This is a genomic window from Bacillus sp. SJZ110 (assembly GCF_006715455.1).
Lineage (GTDB): Bacteria > Bacillota > Bacilli > Bacillales > Bacillaceae > Bacillus > Bacillus subtilis.
The window spans coordinates 509,452-522,512 of the sequence record NZ_VFNF01000002.1 but is presented as its reverse complement, the minus strand read 5'-3'; the positions used below and the strand labels follow the sequence as shown (position 1 = coordinate 522,512).

8 protein-coding genes and 1 pseudogene are annotated in these 13,061 nt (G+C 40.4%); 3 read left to right on the top strand and 6 right to left on the bottom strand.

Annotated features, from left to right (window positions below; all coding sequences use genetic code 11):
- Nucleotides 1-150 precede the first annotated feature (150 nt).
- Nucleotides 151-1,332 carry an aminotransferase A gene (locus FB592_RS08305; protein WP_049139858.1) on the top strand — a complete coding sequence of 394 codons (1,182 nt, stop codon included), beginning with the start codon at nucleotides 151-153 and terminating at the stop codon, nucleotides 1,330-1,332.
- Between the two features lie 9 nt (nucleotides 1,333-1,341).
- Here FB592_RS08305 and kinA read toward each other — a convergent pair whose 3' ends face one another.
- Both kinA and FB592_RS08295 read right to left on the bottom strand, forming a co-directional pair.
- Entirely contained in the window at nucleotides 1,342-3,162 is a 1,821-nt protein-coding gene (gene kinA / locus FB592_RS08300; RefSeq protein WP_015252197.1) for a sporulation histidine kinase KinA, read from the bottom strand.
- Nucleotides 3,163-3,325: 163 nt separating this feature from the next.
- Nucleotides 3,326-5,446: a peptidoglycan D,D-transpeptidase FtsI family protein gene (locus FB592_RS08295; RefSeq protein WP_141949440.1), complete on the bottom strand. Its 2,121-nt coding sequence runs from the start codon at nucleotides 5,444-5,446 to the stop codon at nucleotides 3,326-3,328.
- A 336-nt stretch (nucleotides 5,447-5,782) separates the two neighbouring features.
- On the opposite strand from FB592_RS08295, the gene FB592_RS08290 reads away from it, so the two are divergent.
- On the top strand, nucleotides 5,783-6,556 hold the full coding sequence (locus FB592_RS08290; RefSeq protein ID WP_041850889.1) for a CAP domain-containing protein: 774 nt from the start codon (nucleotides 5,783-5,785) through the stop codon (nucleotides 6,554-6,556).
- Between the two features lie 336 nt (nucleotides 6,557-6,892).
- Here the strand turns inward: FB592_RS08290 and FB592_RS08285 are convergent.
- The 3 genes and pseudogenes from FB592_RS08285 to mcpC form a co-directional block, all read right to left on the bottom strand.
- Nucleotides 6,893-7,784, bottom strand: a pseudogene (locus FB592_RS08285) (Vgb family protein).
- 393 nt (nucleotides 7,785-8,177) lie between these two features.
- Nucleotides 8,178-9,044 carry an NAD(P)-dependent oxidoreductase gene (locus tag FB592_RS08280; protein ID WP_015715802.1) on the bottom strand — a complete coding sequence of 289 codons (867 nt, stop codon included), beginning with the start codon at nucleotides 9,042-9,044 and terminating at the stop codon, nucleotides 8,178-8,180.
- 137 nt (nucleotides 9,045-9,181) lie between these two features.
- Complete coding sequence (mcpC, locus tag FB592_RS08275) at nucleotides 9,182-11,149, bottom strand: methyl-accepting chemotaxis protein McpC (protein ID WP_014479648.1); 1,968 nt, start codon at nucleotides 11,147-11,149, stop codon at nucleotides 9,182-9,184.
- Nucleotides 11,150-11,283: 134 nt separating this feature from the next.
- Here mcpC and FB592_RS08270 point away from each other — a divergent pair, with 134 nt between their 5' ends.
- A complete protein-coding gene (locus FB592_RS08270; RefSeq protein ID WP_046160338.1) occupies nucleotides 11,284-11,985 on the top strand; it encodes a GNAT family N-acetyltransferase in 702 nt (233 codons plus the stop codon).
- Here FB592_RS08270 and splB read toward each other — a convergent pair.
- Nucleotides 11,978-13,006 carry a spore photoproduct lyase gene (gene splB, locus FB592_RS08265; RefSeq protein ID WP_003232425.1) on the bottom strand — a complete coding sequence of 343 codons (1,029 nt, stop codon included), beginning with the start codon at nucleotides 13,004-13,006 and terminating at the stop codon, nucleotides 11,978-11,980. The two genes, FB592_RS08270 and splB, sit on opposite strands and share 8 nt — an antisense overlap.
- Nucleotides 13,007-13,061: the final 55 nt, after the last annotated feature.

The window sequence follows — 13,061 nt, the reverse complement described above, 5'->3', positions numbered from 1 at the left end:
AAATCGCTGGTTGTCTTCTTTTTTTCTGAAAAGAAAGGTATGTTTAGAAAAAAGGCGCATACAATCGAAATATATCAGTTAAAAAGGTGACAAATGATCAGCTAGTGGTAAAATAGGATAAACTCATTATATTTGTTAAGGTGATGAATTATGGAACATTTGCTGAATCCGAAAGCAAGAGAGATCGAAATTTCAGGAATACGCAAATTCTCGAATCTTGTAGCCCAACACGAAGACGTCATTTCACTTACAATCGGCCAGCCTGATTTTTTCACACCGCATCATGTGAAAGCTGCCGCAAAAAAAGCCATTGATGAAAACGTGACGTCATATACTCCGAATGCCGGCTACCTGGAGCTGAGACAAGCTGTGCAGCTTTATATGAAGAAAAAAGCGGATTTCAACTATGATGCTGAATCTGAAATTATCATCACAACAGGCGCAAGCCAAGCCATTGATGCTGCATTCCGGACGATTTTATCTCCCGGTGATGAAGTCATTATGCCAGGGCCTATTTATCCGGGCTATGAACCTATTATCAATTTGTGCGGGGCCAAGCCTGTCATTGTTGATACTACATCACACGGCTTTAAGCTTACCGCCCGGCTGATTGAAGATGCTCTGACACCCAACACCAAGTGTGTAGTGCTTCCTTATCCGTCAAATCCTACCGGCGTGACTTTATCTGAAGAAGAACTGAAAAGCATCGCAGCCCTTTTAAAAGGCAGAAATGTCTTCGTATTGTCCGATGAAATATACAGTGAATTAACATATGACAGATCGCATTACTCCATCGCAAACCATTTGCGGGATCAAACAATTGTCATTAACGGCTTGTCAAAATCACACAGCATGACTGGTTGGAGAATTGGATTTTTATTCGCACCGAAAGACATTGCAAAGCACATTTTAAAGGTTCATCAATACAATGTATCATGTGCCTCATCCATTTCTCAAAAAGCCGCGCTTGAAGCTGTCACAAATGGCTTTGACGATGCCCTAATTATGAGAGAACAATACAAAAAACGTCTCGACTATGTTTATGACCGTCTTGTTTCCATGGGAATTGATGTTGTTAAACCATCCGGTGCGTTTTATATCTTCCCTTCTATTAAATCATTTGGAATGACTTCATTTGATTTTAGTATGGCTCTTTTGGAAGACGCTGGCGTGGCACTCGTGCCGGGCAGCTCGTTCTCAACATATGGTGAAGGATATGTAAGGCTGTCTTTTGCATGCTCAATGGACACGCTGAGAGAAGGCCTGGACCGTTTAGAATTATTTGTATTAAAAAAACGTGAAGCAATGCAGACGATAAACAACGGCGTTTAAGCCGTTGTTTTATTTTTTTGGAAATGAAATTTTAAACGCTGTGCCTTTTTCAGGATGGCTGTCCACATGTATAACTCCCTGATGGTTTTCAATGATATTAAATGTCACCATTAATCCAAGCCCCGTACCTTTTTCTTTTGTTGTTAAAAATGGCTCTCCAATCCGGTTTAGTACCTTTTCAGGTATACCTTCCCCTTCGTCTTTGACAGTAACATGAACAGAATGCTCATCTTCGGTTATGATAATGTCTACTGTTCCCCCATCAGGCATTGATTCAACTGCATTTTTGATTAAATTAATGAATACCTGCTTTAATTGGTTTTGATCCCCGTTTATATAAATGCTGTCTTTTTCATAACTTGTTCTGATAAAAATGCCATTTAAATTCGCCTGCGTTTCTAACAGGGCTGAAACCTCACCAATTAATTTTTTCAAGTTCAAATATTCTTTGACAGCATTTTGCTGAGGTTTCGCCAGCATGAGCAATTCACTGAGTATTAATTCGATACGGCTGAGTTCAGAAAACACAATATCAAAGTAATGTTCGTTTCCTTCCATTGTCGGTTTCATCAGCTGTAAAAATCCTTTGATCGCTGTAAGAGGGTTGCGGATCTCATGGGCGATTCCCGCCGCGAGCTGCCCTGCGATTGATAATTTTTCCGATTTCAGCATCAATTCTTCTGTTTGTTTTCTCTCTGAAATGTCCCGAAGAATGACCTGGACGGCCGCTTCACCAAAAAAGGTCGTCGGAATGCAGACCATCTCCGTATAAATGACCCTGTTCTGAAAGGTGAACCAGGATTGCTTGACAATTTCAGATTCTGTTTTTTGCTCGGCGATGTTTTGGATTCTCTCTTTTACATCCTCGTGATCGCAAGGATGCAGCTGATCGTATATGTTTTTGCCAATTAAATCCTCATATGTAGCCGCTTCAAACAGGGAAATTCCCGATTCATTCATAAACACCCATTTTCCATTGTGAATCACCGCAATGGTATCAATGGAATTTTGAATCAGCAGCTGATATCGTTCACGGCTTTTTTGCAGGATGGTTTGGAATTTTTTCCTTGAAGAGATATCGATCAGCAGCAGCAGCTCAGCCTGCTGGTTTTTGTAGACGGTCGGGGATGCTTTCACTTCTAAATGAACAGGTGTGCCATCAAGCCTTTTCCACGTCTGTTCAATCATTCCGACTTCCATTCCTTTTTGCATTCGTATAATCCTGTTTTTCACGATATCATGATATTCTTCTTCAATAAATTCATAGGACCATTTACCAATAATAGCATCCTTGCTTTTGGCTCCCAGCATTGAAAGCATCGCGCTGTTTACATAGACGATCTTGCCTTTGACACTGATGCATAGCGGACTCGGGAGATTTTCAACCAACCGTTCATAATCATCCGTTATATATGTAGTCGATTCCGGGCTTGCAGGTTCGATTTCATGTTTTTCGCAGTTTAGGGATTGATGGCCTGTTTCTTCTTCAAGAACCTTCATTTTCAAAATGATTTCCCGTTCTGTCCGCTCAGCTCTTGTCGTAACAATTTCTACCGCAGCCTCCACCCACACAATCGTATGATCTTTTTTAATAAAACGAAAGGTGCACGGCATCAGATGATGTTCATTATAAAAATAGCTTTCAACCAAAAATTGGTCTTCCTCATGCAGAAACGTTTTGAGGAATGATCCGATCATCTCTCCTTGGAGATAGCCCAAATGCAGTTTGGAGTTGGCAGATATATAAATGATGCGTCCATTAGAGGCCAAGACTGCATGAATATCGGTTTTTGTTTGAAGTGGTTTAACATGCTGCGTATCCTGTTCCACAGAATCCCTCCTTTGCATGATCATCGTGTTTCGACATATACAGATTGACTTTTACCTAGTATGATTCGCTAGAAAATGAGTATTCTCCTTCTATTCTTATGGTGAACGTCAATTTTTGAATAAAAGAAAGGGCACACAATCTTTTAGTTGTGCACCCTGTTTTTTATTTTTTACTGTGTTTTTTTTCGAGCTCTGCGTAGGCGTGTATGGCTCTTTTGGCGATTAACTTATTGATCGGATCGTGATCGTTTGCTACTGAAGGTACAACCACACTAAATGCAACTTTTGGATTTTTCGATGGGTAATAGCCGACAAATGTTAGATTGTATGTCCTTTTTCCCCACCAATTTTGATTTGTGCCGTAGTAAAATGTTTCAGCTGTTCCCGTTTTTCCAGACACGTCTTCTGTAAAAGTATTTTTAGCGGTCCCCGAAGTTGTAACTAATTTCATTCCAGTTTTTACTTGCTGAATATCACTTTCCGTATTATTGATTTTATTCAGGATGTTAGGCTTTCTTTGCTCAATTGTTTTTCCAAGCTCCTCTTTACTGCTGGGTTTATGGATACTTGTGACGATTCTAGGCTGTATGCGGTATCCGCCATTTGCGATTGCCGAAATGTACTGTGCCATCTGAAGCGGTGTATATGTATCATATTGACCAATGGCCAAGTCTAAAATTAGTCCCCCTACGGCATCAGGTGTCGTTTGCATTCCTGCAGATTCCTGCGGCAGGTCAACACCAGTCTTGACTCCAAGGCCAAACTGGCTGTAGTAATTTCTCATTTTGAGCAGATCCTTCTGATCAGCAGGAAGCGGTCCATGCGGCTTATACGTTACCCCAGCTATATGCATAGCAACATTAAACATATATACGTTTGAACTTTTTTGCAAAGCCGTTAATTCATTGATGGTTCCCATGTTCATATAGGATTTCTTAGGCCTATTATTTCCTGCAAAATACAGAGGTGTATCAACGAAATATTTATAATGCGGGATACCATCTTGATAGCCGGCGAGAACGGTTGCACCCTTTACTGCTGATCCCATTTCATATTGGGTTGTAAAAGCACCGATCGCATAATCTTGAATCTTATTTGTTTCTAAATCTATCTTTTTTCCTGCCATCGACAAAATATCGCCGTTATTCGGATCCATCATCACGGCAAAGGCTCTGTCAAGCATATAGTTTCCGCGCGCGCGGCTATTTCTCACTTCTTCTTCAACAATCTTTTCTACCTTTGCCTGAAGCTCCATGTCAAAAGAAAGCTGAAGATCGTATCCCCTGCTGCCTTTATCAATGGTTTTTTGGCTGACGACATTTCCTTTATTATCTTCTACGTATTCCACTTTTTCTTTATGCGAATTTAAATATTCTTCATATTGATACTCTAAATAACTTTTTCCCACCCTGTCATTATTCGCATAGCCTCTTGTTAAGTAGAAATCTTTCCGGTCGCTCAGCAGGCCCTGATCAGGTGTCGTAACGCCCCCGAAAACAGAATAAAGGGTTTTGTCATAAGGATATTTTCGTGTCCAATCGTTTACGATATCGATTCCCGGAAGTTCTTCTAAATGCTCAGAAACAATGGAAATTTCATCATATGTTAAGTCATTTTTTGGTCTTTGCGAGGAGTTTTTCTTCTCATCAAGCAGCGCTCCGTTTTTTCCATTGCTATTGCTCTTATTTGGATTCATTGCCTTTACGATTTGAGGTTCGTAAGCATTTCCGCTTGAAAACCTTGTATATATCGCAGCAGTTTCCATTTCTTCGTCATCTTGCTGAATAGCCTTTAATTCTTGATCCGGAACACGCTCTATTTGAAGCTTGTAAGCCTGGTCTCCTTTCAGATTGCTTTCTGATTCCTTAAGCAGAGCGGCGGCTTTTTTCGGATGAGCTGCGATCCAGTAATCACGAAGATCCCTTTCCTTCAAAAATTCGGTATCAATATGAATGAAAGAAGCAAGCCGCTTCGCTGTTTTGATTTTATCTTCTGTTTTTGTGCTAGATGTTGATACATACACAATTTCTGGAACGCTCTGGTTATCGACAGCAACTTTCTGATTTCTGTCGTACATCTTCCCGCGAGGCGCAGGATAGTAAGCTGTTTTTGCATTTGATTTCTCAGCGTCTTCTTCATGCTGTTCGCCTTCAACAATTTGAACAACCCCGAGCTTAAAAATTAATGCAGTGAATAGAACAAAGACAGCTAGGAAAAAAAGGTTCATTCTGATTGCTCTGTTTCCTTTGCTCTTTTTCTTTGGTTCACGTCCTATTTCAGTCACTTCTGGTTACCCCTCTCAAATCATTCAATAAATTTACATATACTGAGATTAATTGTAACACCTTTGTAATAGTTGTTACAGCGAAAAGGAGTAAAAAAAGCTGTCAATATAAAAACACATTAAAATATAACTAACGGTTCAAAAAAAAGGAAGCTATGTAACGGTACGATAAAATCATATATACCGCTGATTCCCTTATTCTTAGTGATTCAACGCATTTACTTTACGAAAATGACAATCTCTATTTGTCAAAGGAAAGTGCTGGAATCTTTATGACAAAAAAGCTATGTTATGATTTTTCTGTAGAAACAAACAACTCTAGGAGGTTACGAACTAATGAAGAAAGCATTTATTTTATCTGCTGCCGCTGCGGTTGGATTATTCACATTCGGGGGCGTACAGCAAGCATCAGCGAAAGAACTCTCCTGCCAGCCTGTGGTTACAGTAAAAACGGGGAACACAGTACAAAACATGTCACTTAACGATGCAGTGAAAAAACTGCATATTAACACAAATATCAAAACGTTAAACGCTGCAAACGAAAAAGAGATTAAGCAGTTTCTTCAAAAACATGCGAAGCAATCTAACGTGAAAGTTCAGGATGTTCAAAAGACAGAAACGGCAAAACCTGCACAAAAGACTACTGAAAAAGCAGCTGCTGATCAAAGCACTGCTTCTAAAGCACCCGCAACTGCTGAAAAAACAAACACAACAACATCTGCACCTTCATCTGTAAGTGCATATGAGAAAAAAGTTGTTGAACTTACAAATGCAGAAAGACAAAAACAAGGCTTAAAACCGCTTCAAATTGATGAAACGTTAAGCAAATCTGCACGAGCAAAATCTCAGGATATGAAGGACAAAAACTACTTTGATCACCAAAGCCCAACATACGGCTCACCGTTTGATATGATGAAATCTTTCGGAATCAGCTACAAAACAGCAGGTGAAAACATTGCGAAGGGCCAAAAGACACCAGAAGAAGTAGTAAAAGCTTGGATGAACAGTGAAGGACACAGAAAAAACATTCTAAACCCTAACTTTACTCACATCGGTGTTGGCTACGTTGAGTCTGGAAGCATCTGGACACAACAATTCATCGGAAAATAATAAAAAAAATTCCCTGTACGATACAGGTAATCTTCAGCTTGTAGAGAAAACCATGTTTTTTCTACAAGCTTTTTTTGTATTCATCTAAATGTATGGAGAAACAGAAAAAAGCCGCCAGACCCCCAGCCAAGCAAGGTCAAGTTACGGCAGTCTTCTTCATCCGGCTGCGAAGGGAACTTATTCACTACAATCCGTTTTTCTTTCACCTTCAATAGCAAAGCTGCTGCAACAGATTTATGCCATTGATAGATTTGACTTTTTATAATAAAGGAGAAATGTTTGGGTCAGGTTGAGCAACATAGGTTTCGCATGAGATGCAAAGGATCCTCTTTTCCTTTATTTAGTTAATTTTAATTTCCCTATTTTGTTACATTCTAATGCAAACCATACTGTGCCATCATTATCGCATCCTATTCCATGAGGCTCAGCATGAGGTGTGTTGATTGTATATTCTTCAATTGTTCGATCACTTGTCAGCCTTCCGATTTTATTCCCCCCCCCATTCGGTAAACCATAAATCAGATTTTACACCTGCAGCGATAGCGTGAGGCCGTGCATTTGGTGTAGGGATATCATATTCAGTTATGTCACCGGAAACCGTAATCTTACCTATCTTATTACCCACTATCTCTACAAACCAAAGTGCATCATCATGCCCTTTTGTAATGCCTACCGGTCCTGCTGCTGGTGTAGGAATCGGAAACTCCGTTAACTCACCTGATTCAGTTATTTTGCCGATAGCATTATTCTGGTTTTCAGTGAACCAAAGTGAGTGATCTGAACCCAACGTAATAAAAGAAGGGTACGATCCTTCATTAGGCAGTTCGTATTCATGAATTTTGCCCTCTGATGTCAATTTACCTATACGATTTCCATTCATCTCAGTAAACCAGATATCTCCGTCTGGACCTTCCGTAATCCCATATGGGGCTGAATGTTGATGCGGCAATAGATATTCTATAAATTGCCGTTTTGCTGTCAGTTTCCCTATCTTATTAGCCCTATTTTCTGTAAACCAAATATCACCTTCTGAAGACACCGTTAAACACATGACTCCAGCATCAGGTGTCGGAACAATATACTCTTGAATTTGGCCCGTTCTATCAAGACAGCTGATCTTGTTAGCTTTATGTTGAGTAAACCATACCTTTCCTTCGGGTGAAATGGCTATCCCGTATGGACCAGAATCAGAATGTAAAATATTTATTTCTTGCTGTTCAAGCTTCATATCAATACCCCCATCAATAATAATCTACAAAAAAAGCCTCCTATACTCACTTTTCTGAGATAGGAGGCAATGCTAAATCGACTTCACTCCAAAGCCGCTTTAGTAATAAGAATATTACCCCATAATCCTATCTCAGAGAATAAATCAATAAACAAAACAAATAAGCATTTAGATCATCAGAAAAATAGTCACTGATGTTGAATGTATAGGTTAAGCTATTGATTCTTTCTTAAAGCTAGAATTATAGAATCATGTTCTTATTTTCACCCTTCCGTTTTGTCAATTAATTAAAACAAGTGGTATTTTTCTCTTTTACGCACTTATAGTCCAAAAAAAGGCTATCGAGATTTTCACGACAGCCTGATGGTTGCCTGCAGGATACAAGCAGTCTTTTTATTTCACCCAAAGCTTATATATACTCTGTGTTCCGCTGTTTTCTTCACCTTGAGCAGCTAGCTTGTCATATAAGGATTTTGCGAGCGACAAGCCTGGCATTTCTTCCCCCATTAATTCTGCTTCCTCTAGTGCAATTCCCATATCCTTAATAAAATGCTTCACATAAAATCCCGGTTCAAAGTTGCCTTGCAGCATACGGGGAGCAAGATTTGACAATGACCAGCTTCCGGCTGCGCCCGTTGTGATGCTTTTCAGAACATTTTCCGGCTCTAGGCCTGATTTTTGGGCATAAGCCATCGCTTCAGCAACACCGATCATACCGGCTGCAATTGCAATCTGATTGCACATCTTGGTATGCTGTCCGCTTCCAGCCGGTCCTTGATACTGAATATTCTCTCCCATTAAAGAGAAAATCGGCATGCAGGCTTCAAAAGCTTCTTTTTCTCCACCGACCATAATCGCGAGTGTTCCGTTTTGTGCACCGACGTCTCCACCGGAAACAGGAGCGTCTAAAGCGAACAATGCTTTTTCTTTGGCCGCTTCAGCAATCTTCTTCGCAAGCGAAGGCTTAGATGTCGTCATATCAATAAGATATGCGCCTTCTTTTGCGTTTTCAATAATTCCATTGCTTCCGAAATACACTTCTTCAACATCACTGGGATAGCCGACCATTGTAATGATGACATCCGCTTCTTTCGAAAGATCTTTGACCGTATCTTTCCAGATCGCGCCTTTTTGAAGTATGCTTTCTGCTTTTTCTTTTGTCCGGGTGTACACCAAAACAGGGTGGCCGTCATTCAGAATATGTGATGCCATGCTCTTTCCCATCACTCCAAGACCGATAAAACCAATTGTTTTTTTCAAGGTCATTCCTCCCTGATGTTTCGTTTTGATTTTAGTTAAAATTTATCATTTTTCCTTCATTTTTTAGACTACCATATCTATTCATCTTATAACATAAAAAATCCCCAAAACAAATGATGTTTGGGGATGTAATTGGATTACAATGTGAATTTTGCAATTGTGTTCATAAGTTCTTGGCTTGCATGTTTTAGTGTTTCCGTTGAGTGTTTGACTTTATCAAGGGTGACAAGCTGTTCATCGGTTGATGCGTTCACTTCCTCTGCTGCGGCAGCTGATTCCTGTGATATGGCTGAAATGCTTTGAATAGCTTCAGAAATCGCAAGCTGTTCTTCACTCATTCTTTGAATTTCCGCGTAAATGTGATCAATACCTTGTACCAGTGACTGCATTTCTGCAGTTATCGTATTTAATACCTCTCCAGTTTCGTGAATGGCACTGTTTTGTTCATCATTCATTCTGCTTGCCTCAACCATCGCGTGAGAGGCCTCTTTTGTCTCAAGCTGGATAAGCTTCACAGTCTCGCTGATATGCTTTGTAGAAAGGGCTGATTGCTCAGCTAACTTCCGCACTTCATCGGCTACGACGGCAAAACCGCGCCCGCTTTCTCCGGCTCTGGCTGCCTCAATACTGGCATTTAAGGCAAGCAAGTTGGTTTGATCAGATATGTTTGAAATCGCTGTAACGACTTCTTCAATATTCTTAGTTTGATTTTCCAAATCCAGCAGCATCGTTTCAACCTTTTTCGTTTCCATATTGGCTTCGTTTGATTTCATCAGCAGCTGGCCGAGCGCGTCAAGTCCTTTATAGCTTGCATCCTCGGACGATTTTGAACGTTCTTTAATTCCGCCTGCCTCCTCAGCGATTTGCCTGATTTTCGTTGACAGGCTTTCCGATTTTTCATTAATGGTTTCAACTTCAGAAGCCTGTTCCGATGCTCCTGCGGCTACTTCTTCAATCGCTTTTGCAATTTGTCCGCTTGTTTCATTAGTTTCGGCAGAGACAGCCGTTAGTTGTTCAGAGGTGTCAGATACTTTCCCTGAAGAGAGTCTCACTTGCTCAACCATTTCCTTCATATTTTCAACCATCAGATTGAAATCTCTTGTTAAAATACCGACTTCATCCTTAGATTTTGATTCCGCGCGCACTGTTAAATCGCCTGCGGAAACAGCTTTCGTTTTTGCGATCAGCTGCTGTATCGGACCGGTTATCGTTTTGGCCAGGAAGTAGCTGAGAATAATTGTTATGATAAGCGCAAGCAATGATATCCAAAGATTTGCCCGATTCATTTTATCTGAAATCCACATTAATTGATCGGTATCAAATTGCGTTCCGACCTTCCAGCCCGTTTCGCCAATCGTTTGGTACACAACCATTTTTCCATTCACATCTTGTATCCCTTTTTTCTCGGATGCGATGGTTTGCAGTGTTTGATCCTTTGATATATTTTTTCCTTGATTTGACGGATGGGCTAAAAGATTGCCGCTCGTATCAGCTAAAAAGGCAAATCCATTGTAAGGCACCTTTTGTTTATTGACCATACTCTGGATAGCAGAGAGTTTCAAGTCATAGCTGGCAACCCCTATCACTTTTTGCCCGTCTAAGATCGCTTTCGATGCAGTAACAATCATGTCTCCTGTCACGACATCTTTATAAGGTTCCGTCCAAACAACTTGATCCGGGGTTTCAGCTGCAAGCTTATACCATGGTCTTGATGCTGGATCATAATCCTCAGCGAAATCCGCTTTTGGATATGTAAACATTTCTTTTTTTGCGGTGCCTATGTAAGCCATCGCAACATAATCATCGTTATCTTTGATTTGCTTAATGTCATCGTGAAACAGCCGAGCAACTTCTTTACTTGGTTTCGTTACAAATGTATGCGTTAATTCCCCATTAGCCAATCTTGATAACGAAATGGCATAACTCTTTAATTGCAATTCAATATTTTGTTCAAGTGACTGCGTCACGTTTTGAGTTGTATTTTTCCCATCCTCTGTAATCATCGGTTTTAGCGTCAAATAAGAAGACAGCATTAAAAGAACAACTGTGACGATTAACATAATCGAAACAAAAACAGCAATCTTCATGTGAAGTTTTTTAAACAAACCAATCCCCTCCTAATTTCTATATCGGCCCTTTCGTTTGAAAAATGAATAATCAAAAAATAAATTATAAGAAAATCGGAATATATTTACTGAAAATTCAATCTTCGTTATAATGAAACAACATAAGGAGAGTGATGATCATACTAAAACAAATGTATGTGCGCGACAGCAGAAAATTTGAGGCTCTGACCATCAGAAACTACACTGAGACTGACATCGAGAGGCTGATTTCTCTTCAAGAAGAATGTTTCCCTCCTCCGTTTCCCCAGGAATTGCTGTGGTCAGAGGACCAGCTTGTCAGCCATATCAAAACCTTTCCGGAAGGCGCTTTATGCGCGCTCATCAATGGCAGAATTATCGGTTCCATGACTGCTCTTATTGTACAATTTGAGCCTGAATCTCCTGATCATACTTGGGCACAAGCAACAGACAACGGATCGATTAAAAATCATGAACCTCATGGAAATACTTTATATGTAGTGGATATTTCTGTTTCTCCTCATTATCGAAAGCTTGGAATCGGAAAATGGCTGATGAATACGATGTATGAGCTGACTGTTGATAAGAGACTGGAGCGCCTTCTCGGCGGCGGCCGCATTCCTTTATATCATAAATACGCACACGAGATCAGCGCTGTTCAGTACGTTGAAGATGTGATGGAAGGCAGGAAAAACGACCCTGTACTGTCCTTTCTCCTCCGTTGCGGGCGTTCACCTATTCGTGTAGTAAGCAATTATGTAGAGGATAAAGAATCATTGAATTACGGCGTTTTGATGGAATGGAAAAATCCTTTTTATAAAAAGAGAGCTGTTGATCACAACAGCCCGTTTAAGTGAAATATTCAATTTTCGCGTTAGGGAAAAAGGTATCAATATAGGATTCAAGTGCTTCTCGAAGTGCATGCTCTTCATCTTTCTGATAAATATATTTTCCGATCCCGTAGCGTCCCCATTTATAACGGCGCTTTTCTTCATCTAATTCGAGCTTCGTCTTCGGATAATTTTTCTCTATCACTCGTTTGGCCGGTTTTGTAAAACGGTGTTGAATTAATTCAAACGTTATGTCATGTCTAACGTCCTGCGGCAAAGCAGCATCAAGCTTTTCAAACAGATGTCTGTATCCTTCTTCCCAGCCTTCATGAATATAAATCGGAGCAACAATAAAGCCTAGCGGGTAGCCTGCTTTTGCAACTTTTACTGCCGCCTCTATCCGCTTATCAAGAGGTGAAGTTCCCGGCTCAAAGTTTTTAATCACATAGTCGGCATTAATACTGAATCTGAATCTCGTTTTCCCGTTATGCTTTGCGTCTAATAGGTGATCGACATGATGAAATTTCGTTACAAATCGGAGCTTTCCGAGATCACTTTGGCCAAAATGTTCAATGGCGCGCTTCAGCGTGTGTGTCAGATGATCAATTCCTACAATGTCTGACGTACATGATGCTTCGAACCTTGTGAACTCTGGTGCGCGCTCCTTCATATACTTATCTGCCTGATCCAAAATCTCTTCGACGTTTACATAAGTTCTGATATACGGCTTTGATCCCATGGTTGTTTGCAGGTAGCAGTAATGACAATGCCCCATACAGCCTGTTGCAAACGGAATGGCATATTCAGCCGAGGGTTTGGATGAATCAAACTTTAATGTTTTCCGGACACCGATAACTAAAGTTGATTTCGCATTGCGATATTGCTGAAGATGATTTTTCCCAGGAATATTACGCACCTGATTGTGGGATGTTGTTTCTCTGATTTCAATGCCCATATTCTCAAATTTTTCTTGTAATTCTTGGCCTAGCGGGTATTCCAGTGCCCTCGGTTCTATATATACAAGCTGCGGAACAAATGGGTTCTGCATGATGCCACATCCTTTTCCTTTACTAACGTTACTTTTCTCACTAGGCGGAAAGGAT